The sequence below is a fragment of the Limnohabitans sp. TEGF002 genome (assembly GCF_055395845.1).
Genome location: NZ_AP029224.1, coordinates 1,734,268 through 1,752,537 on the forward strand (window position 1 = coordinate 1,734,268; position 18,270 = coordinate 1,752,537).

The following is an 18,270-nucleotide window of genomic DNA, read 5'->3' on the forward strand; positions in this document are numbered from 1 at the left end:
CCCATTGAGACCGGGTTGGCCGTGGGCCAACCCACTTTCGGTAACGCAGTTAGACCTTGCAGGGTCTGGAAAGTTCGTGATGGAGTTTTTCATCATCTCCATGCTCAACGGCCTCAGTTACGGGCTGTTGCTGTTCATGCTCAGCTCCGGGCTGACGCTGATTTTCAGCATGATGGGCGTGCTCAACTTCGCACACGCCAGCTTTTACATGGTGGGTGCTTATTTTGGTTACACCATCTCGCAGTGGGTCGGCTTTTGGCCTGCGCTGGTCATTGCCCCCCTTTTGGTTGGGGCCTGTGGTGCTTTGTTTGAGCGGCTGACGCTGCGCAAAGTTCACCCCTTTGGCCACGTGCCTGAATTGCTGGTCACCTTTGGCCTGTCGTATGTGGTGCTGGAGTTGGTGCAGCTGGTGTGGGGCCGCACGGCGGTCGAGTTTCCACCGCCCGAGATTTTGCGCAGCTCAGCCTTCACGCTGATCAACCACTCCGCCAACGGCCTGAGCATGGTCTGGGGCGCCGCGCCTGCCGAGATGTGCAGTGCGGCCGATGCCGCTGTGCGCGTGGTGTGTTCGCCGTTTCCGGCCACACGCGGCTTCATGATGCTGGTGGCACTGCTCATGCTGGTGTCCTTGTGGCTCTTGCTCACGCGCACCCGCATTGGCCTGGTCATTCAGGCTGCGTTGACCCACCCCGAAATGGTGGAGTCGCTCGGCCACAACGTGCCGCGTGTGTTCATGCTGGTGTTTGGCGCGGGCACAGGCTTGGCCGGTTTGGCGGGCGTGATTGGCGGCAGCACCTTCGTGACGGAACCTGCCATGGCGGCCACCGTGGGCTCGGTCATCTTCGTGGTGGTCGTGGTGGGCGGTATGGGTTCGCTTTCAGGCGCCTTTTTGGCGTCCATCCTGATTGGTGTGATCCAGACCTTTGCTGTGGCCATTGACTACTCCTTCTTGACGCTGGCCAAGGACATGGGTTGGGCCTTGTCGGCCGCAACGCAGGAAAACTCTTTTGCCAAGCTCACGCTGTCACAGGTCGCGCCCATCTTGCCCTATCTGTTTTTGGTGCTGATCCTGATCTTCCGGCCCAAGGGTCTGTTGGGTACCCGCGAGACTTAAAGCCATGGCTGCTGTATACAAATTCAAACCCTACAACGTTGGCCGCTGGGTCATCTGGAGCCTGTTCGCACTGGTTTTGGTGGCTTCACCCTTGGTGTTCACCAGCAACTTGTCGACCACCATGCTGGCCCAAATGGGCATTGCCATCATCGCTTGCCTGTCCTACAACATGCTGCTGGGGCAAGGCGGCATGCTCAGCTTTGGCCACGCGGTCTATACGGGCCTGGGCTCGTACATGGCGATTCACGCGCTCAACTCGGTGAGCGCGGGCAAGCTCAACATCCCGGTCAGTTTGCTGCCCATTGTGGGCGGCTTGACCGGCATGGGCTTTGCCATCTTGCTGGGCTGGGTCACCACCCGCAAATCGGGCACCACCTTCGCCATGATCACCTTGGGCGTGGCCGAGTTGGTGTTCGCCATGTCGCTCATGTTCTCGGAATTCTTCGGGGGCGAGGCGGGTGTGTCGGGCAACAGGGTGGCAGGGCAGCCCTTTTTTGGCATCAACTACGGCCCGCAAATCCAAGTGTATTACCTGATCGCAGCCTACACCTTTGTGTGCGTGGCGCTCATGTACGCCTTCACCCAAACACCGTTGGGCCGGATTTTGAATGCTGTGCGAGACAACCCTGAGCGTGTCGAATTCATCGGTTACAACACGCAGCGTGTGCGCTACATGGCATTCATCATCTCGGGCTTTTTTGCGGGCATCGCAGGCGGCTTGGGCGCACTCAATTTTGAGATCGTGACGGCCGAGGTGGTTGGAGCTGGGCGCTCGGGTGCCTATTTGCTCTTCACCTTTTTGGGCGGTGCCACCTTCTTCTTTGGTCCCATCATCGGTGCGATTTTGATGATCATCGCCTTTGTGCTGCTGTCTGAGCTGACCAAGGCTTGGTTGTTGTACTTGGGTCTGGTCTTCTTGTTCATGGTCATGTATGCCCCGGGTGGTATTGCCAGCCTGATCATGATGAACCTGCGGGTGGCCAAGTTTGGCAAATTGCGCCAGATCTGGACCAGCTACCTGGGCCTGGGCCTCACAGCCATGGTGATGCTGGCGGGGGCGGGTGCCATGATCGAGATGGTCTACCACTTGCAGCTCAATTCGGCCTTGGGTGACACCGTCAAATTCATGGGGGCCACGCTCAACGCCAAGAGCTTAGACAGTTGGTTCGGCTCGGCTTTTGTCATGCTCACGGGCTTGGGCCTGTTCGAGCTGGCCCGCAGGCAATTTGCCCGGGACTGGGGTGAAATCCAGACCGACATTGAAAAAGAAATCAAGCGAAGGGAAACTGCTTTATGAGTTACGCCCTTGAACTCCAGGACGTGCGCAAGAATTTCGGCAAGACTGAAATCATTCGGGGTGTGAACTTGGCCGTGAAGGCCGGTGAGCGCGTGGCCGTGATCGGCCCCAATGGTGCGGGGAAGTCCACGCTTTTTAACCTGATCAGCGGCCGCTTTGGCCCTACCAGTGGCGAGATTTTGCTGGGTGGTCAAGCCATCCAGAACAAGACGCCTTATGAAATCAACCGCATGGGGCTGTCGCGCAGCTTCCAGATCACCAACATCTTTCCCAAGTTGAGCGTGTTCGAGAACCTGCGCTGCGCGGTGCTCTGGAGCCTGGGTTACAAGTACAGTTTCTGGAAGTTCCTGTCGGGCCTGAAAGATGCCAACGAACGCACCGATGAGTTGCTGGACATGATCCATCTGGACAAAAAGCGCGATGTGCTGGCAGTTAACCTGACGTATGCCGAGCAGCGGGCGCTGGAAATCGGCGTGACCATCGCGGGTGGCTCTGATGTGATCTTGCTGGATGAACCTACAGCCGGCATGAGCAAGAGCGAGACCTCGCGATTCATCCAACTCATCAAAGATGTCACCGTAGGAAAAACCCTGCTCACGGTGGAGCACGACATGGGCGTGGTGTTTGGCTTGGCCGACAAGATCGCGGTGGTCGTTTATGGCGAAGTCATCGCCTTCGACACCCCGGAGGCGGTGCGGGCCAATGCCAAAGTGCAGGAGGCTTATCTGGGCTCTCCAGTCGCAGACAGCCAAGCAGGAGGCCACTGATGCTGCAAATCGACAACCTTCACGCTTATTACGGCAAGAGCCATGTGCTGCATGGTGTCAATTTCGAAGTGGGGCAGGGCGAGATCGTGGCCCTGCTCGGGCGCAACGGCTCGGGCCGTTCCACCACCGCCAAGGCCATCATGGGTCTGGTCGAGTGCGAGGGGCGCATTGACTGGAAAGGCCAGCCCATCCAGGGCAAAAAAGCTTATGAAATTGCCCACCTGGGCGTGGGCTATGTGCCTGAAAACCGCGAGATCTTCCCCAAGCTGACGGTGAGCCAAAACCTGCAACTGGGCCAAAAACGCAGCGGGCAAAACGGTCGCTGGTCCTTTGACGACATGTTCGCCATGTTCCCGCGCCTCAAAGAGCGCGAGCACACCGAAGCCGGCGTGCTCTCGGGCGGTGAGCAACAAATGCTCACGCTGTGCCGCACCTTGATGGGCGATCCCGACCTCATCATCATCGACGAGCCTACGGAGGGCTTGGCCCCCAAAATCGTCGAGCTTGTGGGGCAGTACCTTCAAAGTCTCAAGGCGCGCGGTGTCTCGGTTTTGCTGATCGAGCAAAAACTCACCATTGCCATGAGCATCTCCGACCGGGCCTTGGTCATGGGGCATGGCTCCATTGTTTTCCAGGGCACGCCCGACGAGCTGCGGGCCAACAGCTACATCCGCAAGGAATGGTTGGAAGTCTGACCGGCGTTAGGGGTTGTGCCCGCCCCGAGCCTTTCTGATCACCCCTTCGCTGACCCGTCCCTGTTGCGACAATTTTTTTGCTGTATCGGGTTTTTTTATGTCTACAATGCCAAAAAACGAACGGTCGTTCTTTTTTAATTTTTCACGCAAAGGAAGTCCAGCATGACAGCTGAATACAAAGTCCACGGTGATGTCGCGGTCATCACGCTGATGAACCCGCCGGTCAACGGTTTGGGTCTGTCCACCCGCATCGGCATCACCGATGGTTTGGAAAAAGCCAACAACGATGCGGCTGTCAAGTCCGTGGTCATCACGGGCGGTGGCAAAGCTTTCTCGGGAGGTGCCGACATCCGCGAATTTGGCTCGCCCAAGGCCGTGCAAGAGCCCAATTTGCTGAGCGTGATCCGTGCTTGCGAAAACTCCTCCAAACCCGTGGTCGCCGCCATTCACTCGGTCGCGATGGGCGGTGGTTTGGAGTTGGCTCTGGGTTGCCATTACCGCATTGCAGCGCCTGGCACATCGATTGCCTTGCCCGAAGTCAAGCTGGGCTTGATCCCTGGCGCAGGCGGCACGCAGCGCCTGCCCCGCGTGATCGGTGTGGAGCCTGCGCTCAACATGATCGTCAGCGGCGAAGCCATCAAGAGCGAGATGCTCGCCATGTTGCCCGGTCAAAAGCTGTTTGATGCCATGGCCCAGTCCACCGACAGCCTGCCCGAAGAAGCCCTGGCGCTGGCCCGCAAAGTGGCCGCTGCGCACGCCGACGGTGCACCTTTGCCCCTGGTCAAAAACCTGCCTTGCAAGCACCCCCAAGGTGATGCTTATTTCCAGTTTGCGCGCAACATGGTCAAAGGCATGGCCAAAAATCTGCCTGCGCCACTCAAGTGCGTGGACGCCGTTGAAGCGGCCACCAAGAAAAAGTTCGACGATGGCATGGTGTTCGAGCGTGAGATTTTCACCAACCTCATGTTCACCCCGGAAAGCCGTTCACTGCGCCACATCTTCATGGCCGACCGTGCTGCCAGCAAGATCGCCGACGTGCCCAGCGACACTCCCCAGCGCAACATCCAGAGCGTGGCCGTGATTGGTGCAGGCACCATGGGCGGCGGTATCTCGATGAACTTCCTGAACGCGGGCATCCCGGTCAAGATGCTGGAGATGAAGCAAGACGCGCTGGACCGTGGCGTGGCCACCATCCGCAAAAACTACGAAGCCCAAGTCAAAAAAGGCAAGCTCAAGCAAGACAAATACGAGCAGCGCATGGCTTTGCTGAGTACCACACTCAGCTACGACGACATCGGCCAAGCCGACTTGGTCATCGAAGCCGTGTTTGAAGAAATGGGCGTGAAAGAAGCTGTCTTCAAGAAGCTCGACGAAGTGATGAAGCCCGGTGCGATCTTGGCCTCCAACACATCGACTCTGGACGTCAACAAGATTGCCTCGTTCACCAAGCGCCCTCAAGACGTGGTGGGCATGCACTTCTTCAGCCCTGCCAACGTGATGAAGCTCTTGGAAGTGGTGCGCGGTGCGCAAACTGCCAAAGACGTCATGGCCACCGTCATGGCCATTGGCAAAAAGATCAAGAAAACCTCGGTGGTTTCGGGTGTGTGCGATGGTTTCATCGGCAACCGCATGATCGAGCAATACAGCCGCCAAGCCGGCTTTTTGATCGAAGAAGGCTGCACCCCCGCGCAAGTGGACAAGGCTGTTGAGAAATTCGGCTTTGCCATGGGCCCGTTCCGCATGGGTGACCTGGCGGGCAACGACATCGGCTGGGCGATCCGCAAACGCCGCTACCAGGAAAAGCCCAACATGAAGTACAGCAAGACCGCTGACTTGTTGTGTGAAATGGGCCGCTATGGTCAAAAAACCGGCGCAGGCTGGTACGACTACCAGGCTGGCAAACGCGACGCGATCCCCAGCCCCGTGGTGGTCGAGATGATCGAAAAGCACCGCGCAGCCCAAGGCATCACAGCCCGCAAGATTTCTGACGATGAAATCGTACAGCGCTTGGTGTATTCCTTGGTCAACGAGGCTTGCCACATCCTGGAAGAGGGCATTGCCAGCAAGGCCAGCGACATCGACATGGTCTACATCACCGGTTACGGTTTCCCGTTCTGGCGCGGTGGCCCCATGCTGTATGCCGACACCGTGGGCTTGTTCAATGTGGCCGAAGCCATGAAGCGCTTTGCCAAGAACCCGCTCGACGACGCGCAATTCTGGCAACCCGCACCGCTGTTGCAGCGTCTGGTGGCCGAAGGCAAGACATTCAACTGATTTTTTAAATTTTTGGCGGGACAGACCGCAAGCGCTGTCCCCCACTTGAAAGGACCAACATGACGAATGCTGTCATCGTATCTACCGCCCGCACCCCTCTGGCCAAGAGCTGGAAGGGCGCCTTCAACATGACCCACGGGGCCACCCTGGGTGGCCACGCGGTGCAACACGCCGTGGCCCGCGCAGGCATTGACGCTGCCGAAGTTGAAGACGTGATCATGGGCTGTGCCACACCCGAAGGCGCCACCGGCGCGAACATCGCTCGCCAAATCGCGCTCAAAGCTGGTTTGCCCATCTCGGTGTCCGGCATGACCGTGAACCGTTTTTGCTCGTCGGGCCTGCAGACCATCGCTTTGGCTGCGCAGCGCATCATCGCGGGCGAAGGCCAGGTGTATGTGGCTGGCGGTGTGGAAAGCATCTCTTGCGTCCAGCAAGAAATGAACACCCACATGCTGCAAGACTTGGCGTTGGCCAAGATGAAGCCCGAGATCTACTGGAACATGCTGCAAACCGCCGAACAAGTGGCCAAACGCTACAAGATCGGCCGCGATGTGATGGACGCTTACGGTGCGGCCAGCCAGCAAAAGGCCTGCGCTGCGCAAGCTGCTGGTTTGTTCAACGACGAAATCGCCCCCATCACCGTGACCCAAGGTGTGGCCGACAAGGTCATGGGCATGACCACCAAGCAAGTGACCGTGAGCGTGGACGAAGGCCTGCGCGAAGGCACCACCGTTGAAGCCATCAGCGGTTTGCGCTCGGCTTTGCCCGGTGGCTTGGTCACCGCCGGCAACGCCAGCCAGTTCTCGGATGGCGCAGGCGCTTGTGTGCTGATGGATGAAAAACTGGCCGAGCAACGCGGTTTGAAGCCTCTGGGCCGTTTCCTTGGTTTTGCCGTGGCCGGTTGCGAGCCTGACGAAATGGGCATTGGCCCCGTGTACGCCGTGCCCAAGGCGCTGGCGCGTTTGGGCCTCACGGTCAACGACATCGACTTGTGGGAACTGAACGAAGCGTTTGCCGTGCAGGTGCTGTACTGCCGCGACAAGCTGGGCATCCCGGCCGACCGCTTGAACGTCAACGGCGGCGCCATCGCAGTGGGTCACCCCTACGGCGTGTCGGGCCAGCGTCTGACGGGCCACGCCTTGATTGAAGGCAAACGCCGTGGTGCCAAGCGCGTGGCGGTGACCATGTGTATTGGCGGCGGCATGGGCGCTTGCGGCATTTTTGAAGTGTTGTAAACAACTTTCCGTTGGCTGTCGCTCAGATGGCTGATGCGAATCGGGGCAGAGGGCATGATGACCTCTGCCTTTTTTTTCATGTGGGATGTCGCCCCTGCGGCCGAAAAATTCGCGAGCAGTGGCTCGCTCCCACAAGGATTGACCTGATGAAAGCCCGCTGCCATGAGTCTGCGCCCCACCGTTGATTTTTTACTGCACGACTGGTTGAAGGTCGAAGGTCTTCAAAGCCGCGAGCGCTTTGCCGACCACTCGCGCGAGACTTTTGACGCGGTGCTCGACACCTGCGAGCGCATTGCTCGTGAAAAATACGCGCCGTTCAACCGCTTGGTGGACACGCAAGAGCCACATTTCGACGGCGAAAAAGTCATCTTGCCGCAGGCCACGCATGACGCCTACAAGGCCTATGCCGAGTCGGGCATGCTCAGCGCCGCGCAAGATTACGAGTTTGGCGGTATGCAATTGCCCTACACCGTGGAAGCGGCGGCGAATGCGTTTTTTGCCATGGCCTCGGTGAGCATCGGTTCGGGCATGCTGACCAGCGGCAACGCCAATTTGCTGATGGTGCACGGCACCAATTTGCAAAAGCAGGTGTTTGCCGCCAACGAATTCAGTGGACGCTTTTCAGGCACCATGTGCCTGAGCGAGCCGCAAGCGGGCTCGTCGCTCAGCGATGTGACCACCCGTGCCACACCCGATGGCGCTGACTTTGAATCCGAGGCTTTGGGCGCGCGTTACCGGCTCAAGGGCAACAAGATGTGGATTTCCTCGGGCGAGCACGAACTCTCCGAGAACATCATCCATCTGGTGTTGGCCAAAATCCCTGATGCGAATGGCCAGTTGGTGCCAGGCGTCAAGGGCATTTCACTGTTCATCGTGCCCAAGAAGCTGGTGGACACCAATGGTCAACTCACCGGTGAGCGCAACGACGTGGCGTTGGCGGGCCTGAACCACAAATGCGGCTGGCGCGGCACCACCAACACGCTGCTGAACTTTGGCGAGGGCAAGTACCCAGTGCGAGGTGATTCAGGCGGGGGCTTGGACGGCGCCGGAAGCGGCGCCGTGGGCTACCTCGTTGGCAAGCCCGGCGAAGGCCTGCGCTGCATGTTCCACATGATGAACGAAGCCCGCATCGGCGTGGGCATGGCCGCCACCATGTTGGGCATGGCCGGTTATTACGCCAGCCTGGACTACGCTAAAAACCGCCCACAAGGCCGACCCAGCGGGGCAGGGGGCAAAGACGCCAGCCGACCTCAGGTGCGCATCATGGAACACGCCGACGTCAAGCGCATGCTCTTGGCTCAAAAATCCTATTCTGAAGGTGCCCTGGCACTCGCCCTGTATTGCGCCCGCTTGGTGGACGAGCAACACACGGGCACGACGGACGACGCCGACGTTTCGCGCTTGCTGCTGGAAGTGCTCACGCCGATTGCCAAAAGTTTCCCGAGCGAATGGTGCCTGGAGGCCAACAGCCTGGCCATTCAAATCCATGGCGGCTACGGCTACACCCGCGACTTTCCGGTGGAGCAGTATTGGCGCGACAACCGCCTGAACATGATCCACGAGGGTACACACGGCATCCAAGCCATGGACCTGCTGGGCCGCAAGGTGCTGATGGAAAACGGTCGGGGCCTGCAACTGCTGGCCGAGCGCATGCTGGCTACAGCCGCTCAGGCTGAAGCCAGTTGGAGCCCTGAAGCCGCTGCTTTGCGTGACGCCTTGAAACAAGTGGGCCAAGCCACCCAACAAGCTTGGGCCGGCGCGGAACCTGCTCAGGCGCTGGCCAATGCGGTGCCGTATTTGCAGGCCTTTGGCCACACGGTGATCGCCTGGATCTGGCTGGATGTCGCAGCCAGCTTGGAGGGCAACGATGCGCCTGCCGCCCAGGGCCGCCGCGCCGCCTGCCGTTACTTCTTCCGTTATGAACTGCCCAAGATCGGCGCTTGGCTGAATGTGGTGAGCAGCCGCGACCCGACTTGTGCCGACTTGCCCGAGGAGGCTTTCTGATGATCCGCCACATCGTGATGTGGAACCTGCACGAGCAGGCCGAGGGTGCGGACAAAGCCACCAATCTGGAAAAAGCCAAGACTTTGTTGCTGTCATGCGCTCAAGTCGTCCCCGGCATTCGTGCCTTTGAAGTCGCCACCGCGACGCCCGGCATGGACTGCACCAACGATTTGGTGCTCCACATGTTGCTCGATGACGCGCAGGTGCTAGCGGCTTACCAAAATCACCCGCAACATGTGGCCATCAAACCCTTCATGAAAGCGGTTGTGCAAGAGCGCCGCTGCATGGATTTCAACGTCGAATAAGACCCACACAAGAGGAGCACCCTATGGCACGCACTGTTCAACAACTTTTTGACTTGACCGGCCAAGTGGCCCTGGTCACCGGTGGCTCCCGCGGCCTGGGCTTGCAAATGGCCCACGCGCTGGGCGAAGCAGGGGCCAAGATCATGCTCAGCTCGCGCAAAGCGGCCGACCTCGAAGCTGCCGCTGCCGAGCTGCAAGCCGCAGGCATTGACGCCCGCTGGATCGCGGCCGACTGCGGCAAGGAAGAAGACATCCGCCGTTTGGCGTTTGAAACCATGGAGCGCATGGGGTCGATTGATATTCTGGTCAACAACGCCGGGGCCACCTGGGGTGCTCCTGCCGAGGACCATCCGGTCGAGGCTTGGGACAAGGTGATGAACCTCAACGTCCGAGGCTATTTCATCTTGTCGCAAGAAGTGGCCAAGCTGAGCATGATCCCGCGTGGCAAGGGCCGCATCCTGAATGTGGCCTCCATCGCCGGTCTGGCAGGAAACCCCTCCGAGATGAAAACCATCGCCTACAACACCTCCAAAGGTGCCGTGATCAACTTCACCCGTGCACTGGCCGGTGAGTGGGGTGAACACGGCATCACGGTTAACGCGATTTGCCCCGGCTTTTTCCCCAGCAAGATGACCTATGGCCTGTTGGAAAAACTCGGCGCTGACAAGATGGCCCAAGGTGCGCCCTTGCGCCGCCTGGGCGATGACGAAGACCTCAAGGGCTTGGCGCTGTTGTATGCGTCTGATGCGGGCAAGCACATCACAGGCCAGTGGATGGCGGTCGACGGTGGCGTCAGCGCCATCATTGGCGGCTGATCAGAAAGCCTCACAGCATGAGCATCCCTTTCGGCGCCAAGATCCCCTTCGTTGACCATTTGGGTTTCTCCCTGGAGAAATTTGAAGGCGGCGAATCCGAACTCCATTTTGTGCCCCGCCCCGAACACTTCAATTCATTCGATGTCACGCACGGCGGTGCGGTCATGACATTTTTGGATGTGATCATGGCCACGGCCGCGCGCAGCGTCGATCAGGAAATGGGCGTGGTCACCATCGAAATGAAGACCACCTTCATGCGGCCCGCCAAAGTCCCCGCGGGACAAGCGTTGGTGGGCAAAGGACACCTGAAACACCGCACCCGCAGCATGGCCTTCACAGAGGGCAGCGTGTTCGATGCCCAAGGCCAGCTGTGCGCCCACGCGACGGGCACCTTCAAATACGTCAGCCGCCGAGACACACCTTCACCTTCCACCGATTAACTTTTTCAAATTCACTGGAGACACACATGCCCATCAACCACCGCATCGTTCTGGACAACCGCCCTCAAGGAGAGGCCACAGTCAACAACTTCAAAATGGTTGAGTTGCCATTGCCCGATCTGAAAGACGGTGAAGTGCTGGTTTGCCACCATTACCTCAGCCTGGATCCCTATATGCGTGGCCGCATGAACGAGAGCAAGAGCTACGCCGTGCCCCAGCCTTTGGGTGAAGTCATGATCGGCGGCACCGTGGGCGAGGTGGTGGACAGCCGCCACCCCAAATTCAAGGCCGGTGACCAAGTGGTCGGCATGGGCGGCTGGCAAGAGTACAGCGTGGTCGATGCCAATGTCTTGGGCGCACTGCGCAAAGTCGACACCACCCATGTGCCGCTGTCGCACTACCTGGGCGCAGTGGGCATGCCCGGCGTGACCGCTTGGTATGGCCTGGTCAAGATCATCAACCCCAAAGCAGGCGAAACGGTGACCGTGAGCGCCGCCAGTGGTGCCGTGGGCAGCGCCTACGGCGCATTGGCCAAAGCACGCGGCTGCCGCGTGGTCGGCATTGCCGGCGGCAAAGACAAGTGCGACTACGTGGTCAAGGAGCTGGGCTTTGACGCCTGCATCGACTACAAAGAACACAAGGACTACATCAGCCTGTCCAAAGCACTGCGCGAAGCTTGCCCCAACGGCATCGATGGCCACTTTGAAAACGTGGGGGGCATGGTTTTGGATGCGGTGATGCTGCGCACCAACGCTTTTGCCCGCATCGCGGTGTGCGGCATGATCGCCGGCTACGACGGCGCGCCGCTGCCCATGGCCAACCCAGCTTTGCTTCTGGTTAACCGCATGAAGATCGAAGGCTTCATCGTCAGCGAGCACATGGAAGTTTGGCCCGAAGCCCTGCAAGAACTTGGCACCTTGGTGGGCACGGGCAAACTGCGTCCCCGCGAATCCGTGGCCCAAGGCCTGGCTGCTGCGCCTGAGGCCTTCCTTGGTTTGCTCAAAGGCAAGAACTTCGGCAAGCAGCTGGTCAAGCTGGTCTGAGGCCAGGCCCCATGTCCGATCTGATCCTGCACCATTACCCGACGTCCCCTTTTGCAGAAAAGGTCCGGCTGATCCTGGGCCACAAGCAACTGTCTTGGAAGAGCGTGTACATTCCGATGATCATGCCCAAGCCCGACTTGACCGCGCTCACGGGCGGATACCGCAAAACGCCGGTGCTGCAGATCGGCGCGGACATTTACTGCGACACCGCCTTGATCAGTGATGTGCTGGAGCAACTGGTACCCACGCCCACGATCTACCCCGAGGCCGTGCAAGGCGCAGCCCGCATCGTGGCGCAGTGGGCCGACAGCGCCTTGTTCACGGCCGCTATGGCCTACAACTTCCAGCCTGCTGGCGTGGCACAAGTCTTTGCAGGCGCGCCCGCCGAGGGCGTACAAGCCTTTGTGGCCGATCGCACCGCCATGCGCGGCGGCGCCGCTCGCATGGCGTCTTCCGACGCGACCGGCACCTTCAAGACGTACCTGCAGCGCGTCAACAACATGCTGCACGGGCCAAACTTCCTGTTCGGGGATCAGCCTTGTGTGGCCGATTTCGCGGTCTATCACCCGCTGTGGTTCACGCAAGAGCGCACACCAGCCCTCGCGGGCATTCTGGACGCCACACCCGAAGTCAAAACCTGGATGGCCCGCATGAAAGCCATCGGCCATGGCTCACCAGGTCAGTGCAATGGCGAAGAAGCCTTGCAAACCGCCCGCAGTTCAACGCCTGCGGTTGTGAAGGGCGAGTTCTTTCAAGACGAGCACGGCATCGCCCTGGGCACCCAGGTGGTCATTGCGGCCGACAACTTTGGCCTGGAGCCGACCGATGGCGAGCTGATCGCGGCCACTCCAACCCGCTATACGCTGCGCCGCACCGATGACCGTGCGGGCACTGTGCATGTTCATTTCCCGCGTGTCGGGTTCACTCTCAAAAAGGTTTCCCCATGATTGACAACTTCAAAGGCAAAACCGCTGTCTTGACTGGAGCTGGTTCAGGCTTCGGCTTGGAATGCGCCCGCATTGGCGCCAAACTGGGCATGAACCTGGTGTTGGTGGACGTGCAGCAAGATGCCCTGGACAAAGCCGAAGCCGAAATGACCGCCAAAGGCGCTCAGGTCTTGGCCCGAAAGGTGGATGTGTCGAATGCGCAGGCCATGGAGCAACTGGCTGCCGACGTCAAAGCACGTTTTGGCGCACCGCACTTTGTGTTCAACAACGCGGGCGTGGGGGCAGGGGGCTTGGTTTGGGAAAACTCGGTGGCCGACTGGGAATGGGTGCTGGGCGTCAACCTGTGGGGCGTGGTGCACGGCGTGCGCCTGTTCACCCCCATGATGCTCGAAGCCGCCAAGGCCGATCCGGCTTATCAAGGTCACATCGTCAACACGGCCAGCATGGCCGGTTTGCTCACACCGCCCAATATGGGCATTTACAACGTGAGCAAGCACGCCGTGGTCTCGCTGACCGAAACGCTTTACCAAGACTTGCAACTGGTGTCAGACCAGGTCAGCGCCAGTGTGCTTTGCCCTTACTTTGTGCCCACGGGCATCAGCCAGAGTCACCGCAACCGTCCGGCAGACTTGGCCCCTACGCAGCCGACCGCCAGCCAATTGATCGGTCAGGCGCAAAGTGATAAAGCTGTCAGCAGTGGCAAGGTCTCCGCCGCTGATGTGGCCAACAAGGTTTTTGATGCCGTGGCGAGCGGACAGTTTTACATCTATAGCCATCCACAGGCACTGGGCAATGTGCAAAGTCGGATGGAAGCCATTGTTCAGGGCATCAACCCACCAGACCCATTTGCGGCGCGACCCGATGTGGGTGAAAGTTTGCGAAAAGCCTTGCGCTCAATTTGAGTGCGTTCCTGCCCGGCGCCATGGGCGACCGGGACTTATTTGTGGAAGTGGCCTTCAAAACAGTGGCGAACCTCGTGGCCTAAAGCGACATGGGAGGTTTGTTTGCCCGTGATGATCACGCACTCTTTGGTGGCCACATGCCAGACCGCGCAGGCCACTGGAGGGGTAATGTAAGCCTGTTCGCGGCCCATGCCGATCGATTTGGCACAGTACTGAGCCACATCTTCACGGACTTCCCAGCGCAAATTGACTTCTTTCATGATCCGTTTGTCCGCGGTCTTGGGCGTGAATTTGTCAAACTCTGACGCGGGGATCACTCCACCCCCCATCGTCTGACAACCCGTCAAGATCAACAGGGCTGAACCGACACAAGCCAGACCGAACCAGCGCTTGAGCGTGCCCCTTTGGTTTTCAAACAAGAAATTCATCACCGCCCCCTGTATTGATTGTTTTATCAATTTGAATTAAGTTTACAGTTTTGATGGTTTGTGGTCAATAGATTTGAGAAATTATTTGATAAATAACATTTTTTAAGATTATTTAACACTTAAACTGAGAATTGCCGGTTTGGCTTGACCACGCGCCAGGATCACAGATGGCTTGTGGCAAACTTGCCCGCTTTCCCCTCTGGATGTGACCTGAGACATGCAAAAAATCCTGGCCCAACTGGCCGCTGAAATCCGTATCCGCCCTGAGCAGGTCAAAACCGCCGTGGAATTGCTGGACGGTGGTGCCACCGTTCCCTTCATCGCCCGCTACCGCAAAGAAGTGACCGATGGGCTGGACGACATTCAGCTGCGCGAGTTGGAGTCGCGTTTGGGCTACTTGCGCGAGTTGGAAGACCGCCGTGCTGCCGTGATCAAAAGCATCACCGAGCAGGGCAAGATGACGCCCGAGTTGCTGGCCGCCATCGACGCCGCGCCCACCAAGCAAGAGCTGGAAGACTTGTATTTGCCCTTCAAGCCCAAGCGCCGCACCAAGGGCATGATTGCCCGCGAAGCCGGGCTGGAGCCCCTGGCCGACAAACTGTTTGCAGACCCCACACTCGACCCGCACGCCGAAGCACAAGCCTTTGTGCTGGTTGCGGGTGCCATTGAAGGCGCCGACTTCACGACCACCGCGGCCGTGTTGGACGGCGTGCGTGATTTACTGAGCGAGCGCTGGGCCGAAGACGCGTCACTTGTGCAGGCGCTGCGCGAATGGCTGTGGAACGAAGGCCTCTTTAAAAGCAAACTGGCCGACGGCAAGGACGAGAACAATGCTGACGTTTCCAAGTTCCGCGATTACTTTGACTACGATGAGCCGATTGGCCGCGTGCCTTCTCACCGCGCTTTGGCCGTGTTCCGTGGCCGTGCTTTGGAAATGCTGGACGCCAAACTGGTGCTGCCTGTGGAGCCCGAACCCGGCAAACCCAGCATCGCCGAAGGCAAGATCGCCATGCACCTGGGCTGGAGCCATGCGGCCCGCCCCTCGGATGACCTGATCCGCAAATGCGTGGCCTGGACCTGGCGCGTCAAGCTCAGCCTGTCGACCGAGCGCGACCTGTTCACCCGCCTGCGCGAAGACGCTGAAAAAGTCGCCATCAAGGTCTTCAGCGACAACCTGCGCGACCTGCTGCTGGCCGCACCCGCAGGCCCCCGTGTGGTCATGGGCTTGGACCCGGGCATCCGCACCGGCGTGAAAGTGGCCGTGGTGGACGCCACCGGCAAGCTGGTGGACACGGCCACGGTTTACCCGCACGAGCCGCGCAAAGACTGGGAGGGCTCGCTCTTCACCCTCGCCAAGCTGTGCGAAAAGCACAACGTGAATCTGATCGCGATTGGCAACGGCACAGCCAGCCGCGAGACCGACAAACTGGCGGGCGACCTGATCAAACAACTGGCCCGATTGCGAGAAGGTATTCGCGATGGGGTGGAAATCACGAAGGTCGTGGTCAGCGAGGCGGGTGCTTCGGTTTACTCGGCCAGCGAGTTTGCCAGCCAAGAAATGCCCGATGTGGACGTGAGTTTGCGCGGTGCGGCCTCGATTGCGCGCCGCCTGCAAGACCCGTTGTCGGAGTTGGTCAAGATCGACCCCAAAGCCATTGGTGTGGGGCAATACCAGCACGACGTGAACCAAAGCGAGCTGGCCAAAACCCTGGACGCGGTGGTGGAGGATTGCGTGAACTCGGTGGGCGTGGACCTGAACACCGCCAGCGTGCCGCTGCTCACCCGCGTGTCGGGTTTGTCGGGCAGCGTGGCCAAGGCAGTGGTGCGTTGGCGCGATGCGAACGGCGTGTTCAAGACGCGTCAAGATTTGCTCAAAGTCACGGGCCTCGGGGCCAAAACCTTCGAGCAAAGCGCGGGATTTTTGCGCATCCGTGGCGGAGACAACCCGCTCGACATGACCGGCGTGCACCCCGAAACCTACCCGGTGGTCGAACAGATCATCGTCAAAACCGCCAAGCCCATTCAGGAAATCATGGGCCGCAGCGATGTGCTCAAAACCCTGCGCCCCGAGTTGTTTGCCAATGACAAGTTCGGCGCGATCACCATCCAAGACATCTTGGGTGAGCTGGAAAAACCCGGCCGCGACCCGCGCCCCGACTTCAAAGTGGCCCGCCTGGCCGACGGCGTGGAAGACATCAAAGACCTGAAAGAAGGCATGACCTTGGAAGGCACTGTCAGCAACGTGGCCCAGTTCGGCGCGTTTGTCGATTTGGGGGTGCACCAGGACGGTTTGGTGCATGTGAGCCAACTGGCCAACAAATTCGTCACCGACGCGCGTGAAGTGGTCAAAACCGGCGACATCGTCAAGGTCAAAGTGCTCGAAGTCGATGTGGCCCGCAAGCGCATCAGCCTGACCATGAAGTTGGACGCTGCGCCCGCCCGCCGCGATGGTCCCAGAGACAACAAGTTTGAAGGGGCAGGGCGAGACAACCGCCAACGTGGAGCTGGATCGGGTGGGGGCTACACCTCCCCACCTGCCACGGGCTCAGCCATGGCCAGCGCTTTTGCCAAACTGCAAGGCCTCAAAAAGTAAAAGCCATGCAAGCCCTCCACATCCACGCAGGTCCCAAAGCCCTGGCCCACATCCGCGAACACGGTTTGCGGCCTGAGCACATCGGTGTCATTCCAGGTGCGGCGGGTGGCCCCAAAGGGCTAATCCTTGGACCGCTGGACCGTTTCATCTTTGGCGAGTGGCTGACACAAAGCCAGCAACAAGTGGACTTGGTCGGGGCGTCGATTGGTGCTTGGCGCATGGCCACGGCTTGCTTGAATGGTTCGGTGGCGGCGTTTGAGCGGCTGGAGAATGAATACATTCACCAGCATTACGAACCGCTGCCGGGACACAAGCGAGTGAACGCCCAGCAAGTCAGTGATGCCTTTGGCCACAGCCTGCAAGCTTTTTATGGTGGTCGTATCGCCGAGGTGCTGACCAACCCGCGGTACAAACTGCACATCGTCACCTCGCGCGGGCGACACATCCTTCACCGCGAACACCCGGTAGCCACCCCTTTGGGTTACGCAGGAGCTTATCTGAGCAACGCCTTGAGCCGCCGCGCTTTGGGCGCTTGGTTGGAGCGGGTGGTGTTCTCTGCGCAGAGCGCCGCCTTGCCCTTTGACGCACAAGACTTTCGAACATGCACTGTGGGCCTGACAGAAGGCAATTTCATGTCTGCGCTGCAAGCGAGTTGCTCCATTCCGTTTGCCCTGAAAGCCGTGCACGACATCACCGGCGCTCCAAGCGGAGCGTATTGGGATGGTGGTATCACCGATTACCACCTGCACCTGAATTGGAATGCACCAGTGAAAGGTCCAGAGCGTGCCATCGTGCTCTACCCGCATTTTCAGAAAAGTGTGGTGCCGGGTTGGCTCGACAAAGCGCTCAAGTGGCGACACGGCGCATCGTCTTTTCTGGACAGCACCATCGTCCTGGCCCCCAACCCCGAGTGGGTCAAAACCCTGCCGAACGGCAAATTGCCGGACCGCAAGGATTTCATGACCTACGACCGTGATCTGGCGGGGCGGGTGAAGGTGTGGAATGGGGCGGCTCGTGCCAGCCAGCAAATGGCGGATGAGTTCAACCACTGGTTACAAAACCCCAACGCTTCCATGGTTCAGTCTTTGTAAGGATCGCTCATGTCTCAAGCCTTTGTTGTGGGTCAAATGACCGTGAAACATCCCGAAAAATGGGCCCAATACCGTTCTCAGGTCTTGGCCACCTTGGTGCCATATGGCGGAGCACTCGTGTTTCGGGGTGAACAGGTTCAATCGTTTTCGGGCATTAACCCGCACCCTGATATCGTGGTGATCCGTTTCCCTTCTTTGGGCGATGCGCAAGGCTGGCACGCGTCTGCCGCCTACCAAGCCCTGATTCCGCTGCGCCAAGAGGCGGCTGATGTGGTTTTGACCACTTATCTGACATGACCCTTTTTACAAAGTGGATAATC

General features: G+C 59.3%; 17 protein-coding genes. 16 read left to right on the forward strand and 1 reads right to left on the reverse strand.

All coding sequences use genetic code 11. From position 1 onward, the window contains the following. Positions 1 to 79 precede the first annotated feature (79 nt). The 13 genes from ACZ5SR_RS08590 (at position 80) to ACZ5SR_RS08650 (ending at position 13,838) form a co-directional block, all read left to right on the forward strand. Positions 80 to 1,114, forward strand: coding sequence for a branched-chain amino acid ABC transporter permease (locus ACZ5SR_RS08590; protein WP_464448343.1), 1,035 nt, complete (start codon positions 80 to 82; stop codon positions 1,112 to 1,114). Positions 1,115 to 1,118: 4 nt separating this feature from the next. Further along, a complete protein-coding gene (locus ACZ5SR_RS08595; protein ID WP_464448344.1) occupies positions 1,119 to 2,411 on the forward strand; it encodes a branched-chain amino acid ABC transporter permease in 1,293 nt (430 codons plus the stop codon). Then, positions 2,408 to 3,178 (forward strand): ABC transporter ATP-binding protein, encoded by a 771-nt coding sequence (locus ACZ5SR_RS08600; protein ID WP_464448345.1) that lies wholly within the window; start codon positions 2,408 to 2,410, stop codon positions 3,176 to 3,178. Before ACZ5SR_RS08595 ends, ACZ5SR_RS08600 begins: the two co-directional genes overlap by 4 nt. Next, positions 3,178 to 3,873: an ABC transporter ATP-binding protein gene (locus tag ACZ5SR_RS08605; RefSeq protein ID WP_464448346.1), complete on the forward strand. Its 696-nt coding sequence runs from the start codon at positions 3,178 to 3,180 to the stop codon at positions 3,871 to 3,873. Before ACZ5SR_RS08600 ends, ACZ5SR_RS08605 begins: the two co-directional genes overlap by 1 nt. Positions 3,874 to 4,035: 162 nt before the next feature. After that, positions 4,036 to 6,147, forward strand: coding sequence for a 3-hydroxyacyl-CoA dehydrogenase NAD-binding domain-containing protein (locus ACZ5SR_RS08610; RefSeq protein ID WP_464448347.1), 2,112 nt, complete (start codon positions 4,036 to 4,038; stop codon positions 6,145 to 6,147). A 59-nt stretch (positions 6,148 to 6,206) separates the two neighbouring features. Continuing rightward, complete coding sequence (locus ACZ5SR_RS08615) at positions 6,207 to 7,382, forward strand: acetyl-CoA C-acyltransferase (protein WP_464448348.1); 1,176 nt, start codon at positions 6,207 to 6,209, stop codon at positions 7,380 to 7,382. A 162-nt stretch (positions 7,383 to 7,544) separates the two neighbouring features. Next, complete coding sequence (locus ACZ5SR_RS08620) at positions 7,545 to 9,386, forward strand: acyl-CoA dehydrogenase (protein ID WP_464448349.1); 1,842 nt, start codon at positions 7,545 to 7,547, stop codon at positions 9,384 to 9,386. Continuing rightward, positions 9,386 to 9,691, forward strand: coding sequence for a Dabb family protein (locus tag ACZ5SR_RS08625; RefSeq protein ID WP_464448350.1), 306 nt, complete (start codon positions 9,386 to 9,388; stop codon positions 9,689 to 9,691). Before ACZ5SR_RS08620 ends, ACZ5SR_RS08625 begins: the two co-directional genes overlap by 1 nt. 23 nt (positions 9,692 to 9,714) lie before the next feature. Beyond that, on the forward strand, positions 9,715 to 10,506 hold the full coding sequence (locus tag ACZ5SR_RS08630; RefSeq protein ID WP_464448351.1) for an SDR family oxidoreductase: 792 nt from the start codon (positions 9,715 to 9,717) through the stop codon (positions 10,504 to 10,506). A 17-nt stretch (positions 10,507 to 10,523) separates the two neighbouring features. Next, the gene (locus ACZ5SR_RS08635) at positions 10,524 to 10,946 is read left to right on the forward strand and encodes a PaaI family thioesterase (protein WP_464448352.1); all 423 of its coding nucleotides are present in this window, start codon (positions 10,524 to 10,526) and stop codon (positions 10,944 to 10,946) included. Between the two features lie 26 nt (positions 10,947 to 10,972). Beyond that, positions 10,973 to 11,989 (forward strand): NADP-dependent oxidoreductase, encoded by a 1,017-nt coding sequence (locus ACZ5SR_RS08640; RefSeq protein WP_464448353.1) that lies wholly within the window; start codon positions 10,973 to 10,975, stop codon positions 11,987 to 11,989. Positions 11,990 to 12,000: 11 nt separating this feature from the next. After that, entirely contained in the window at positions 12,001 to 12,936 is a 936-nt protein-coding gene (locus ACZ5SR_RS08645; protein WP_464448354.1) for a glutathione S-transferase family protein, read from the forward strand. Beyond that, complete coding sequence (locus tag ACZ5SR_RS08650) at positions 12,933 to 13,838, forward strand: SDR family oxidoreductase (RefSeq protein ID WP_464448355.1); 906 nt, start codon at positions 12,933 to 12,935, stop codon at positions 13,836 to 13,838. Before ACZ5SR_RS08645 ends, ACZ5SR_RS08650 begins: the two co-directional genes overlap by 4 nt. Positions 13,839 to 13,873: 35 nt before the next feature. Here the strand turns inward: ACZ5SR_RS08650 and ACZ5SR_RS08655 are convergent, their stop codons facing one another. Continuing rightward, complete coding sequence (locus ACZ5SR_RS08655) at positions 13,874 to 14,266, reverse strand: hypothetical protein (protein ID WP_464448356.1); 393 nt, start codon at positions 14,264 to 14,266, stop codon at positions 13,874 to 13,876. Between the two features lie 217 nt (positions 14,267 to 14,483). Between ACZ5SR_RS08655 and ACZ5SR_RS08660 the strand changes: the two genes are divergently transcribed. From ACZ5SR_RS08660 to ACZ5SR_RS08670, 3 genes are read left to right on the forward strand one after another with little or no spacing between them, the layout of a single operon-like run. After that, the gene (locus ACZ5SR_RS08660) at positions 14,484 to 16,859 is read left to right on the forward strand and encodes a Tex family protein (protein ID WP_464448357.1); all 2,376 of its coding nucleotides are present in this window, start codon (positions 14,484 to 14,486) and stop codon (positions 16,857 to 16,859) included. A 5-nt stretch (positions 16,860 to 16,864) separates the two neighbouring features. Next, the gene (locus tag ACZ5SR_RS08665; RefSeq protein ID WP_464448358.1) at positions 16,865 to 17,950 is read left to right on the forward strand and encodes a patatin-like phospholipase family protein; all 1,086 of its coding nucleotides are present in this window, start codon (positions 16,865 to 16,867) and stop codon (positions 17,948 to 17,950) included. 9 nt (positions 17,951 to 17,959) lie between these two features. Beyond that, positions 17,960 to 18,247 carry a DUF1330 domain-containing protein gene (locus tag ACZ5SR_RS08670; RefSeq protein ID WP_464448359.1) on the forward strand — a complete coding sequence of 96 codons (288 nt, stop codon included), beginning with the start codon at positions 17,960 to 17,962 and terminating at the stop codon, positions 18,245 to 18,247. Positions 18,248 to 18,270: the final 23 nt, after the last annotated feature.

Excerpts from the sequence above, each read along its gene's own strand:
- ACZ5SR_RS08590 (WP_464448343.1), top strand. The coding sequence starts at position 80 with ATGGAGTTTTTCATCATCTCCATGCTCAACGGCCTCAGTTACGGGCTG.
- ACZ5SR_RS08595 (WP_464448344.1), top strand. The coding sequence starts at position 1,119 with ATGGCTGCTGTATACAAATTCAAACCCTACAACGTTGGCCGCTGGGTC.
- ACZ5SR_RS08600 (WP_464448345.1), top strand. The coding sequence starts at position 2,408 with ATGAGTTACGCCCTTGAACTCCAGGACGTGCGCAAGAATTTCGGCAAG.
- ACZ5SR_RS08605 (WP_464448346.1), top strand. The coding sequence starts at position 3,178 with ATGCTGCAAATCGACAACCTTCACGCTTATTACGGCAAGAGCCATGTG.
- ACZ5SR_RS08610 (WP_464448347.1), top strand. The coding sequence starts at position 4,036 with ATGACAGCTGAATACAAAGTCCACGGTGATGTCGCGGTCATCACGCTG.
- ACZ5SR_RS08615 (WP_464448348.1), top strand. The coding sequence starts at position 6,207 with ATGACGAATGCTGTCATCGTATCTACCGCCCGCACCCCTCTGGCCAAG.
- ACZ5SR_RS08620 (WP_464448349.1), top strand. The coding sequence starts at position 7,545 with ATGAGTCTGCGCCCCACCGTTGATTTTTTACTGCACGACTGGTTGAAG.
- ACZ5SR_RS08625 (WP_464448350.1), top strand. The coding sequence starts at position 9,386 with ATGATCCGCCACATCGTGATGTGGAACCTGCACGAGCAGGCCGAGGGT.
- ACZ5SR_RS08630 (WP_464448351.1), top strand. The coding sequence starts at position 9,715 with ATGGCACGCACTGTTCAACAACTTTTTGACTTGACCGGCCAAGTGGCC.
- ACZ5SR_RS08635 (WP_464448352.1), top strand. The coding sequence starts at position 10,524 with ATGAGCATCCCTTTCGGCGCCAAGATCCCCTTCGTTGACCATTTGGGT.
- ACZ5SR_RS08640 (WP_464448353.1), top strand. The coding sequence starts at position 10,973 with ATGCCCATCAACCACCGCATCGTTCTGGACAACCGCCCTCAAGGAGAG.
- ACZ5SR_RS08645 (WP_464448354.1), top strand. The coding sequence starts at position 12,001 with ATGTCCGATCTGATCCTGCACCATTACCCGACGTCCCCTTTTGCAGAA.
- ACZ5SR_RS08650 (WP_464448355.1), top strand. The coding sequence starts at position 12,933 with ATGATTGACAACTTCAAAGGCAAAACCGCTGTCTTGACTGGAGCTGGT.
- ACZ5SR_RS08655 (WP_464448356.1), bottom strand. The coding sequence starts at position 14,266 with ATGAATTTCTTGTTTGAAAACCAAAGGGGCACGCTCAAGCGCTGGTTC.
- ACZ5SR_RS08660 (WP_464448357.1), top strand. The coding sequence starts at position 14,484 with ATGCAAAAAATCCTGGCCCAACTGGCCGCTGAAATCCGTATCCGCCCT.
- ACZ5SR_RS08665 (WP_464448358.1), top strand. The coding sequence starts at position 16,865 with ATGCAAGCCCTCCACATCCACGCAGGTCCCAAAGCCCTGGCCCACATC.
- ACZ5SR_RS08670 (WP_464448359.1), top strand. The coding sequence starts at position 17,960 with ATGTCTCAAGCCTTTGTTGTGGGTCAAATGACCGTGAAACATCCCGAA.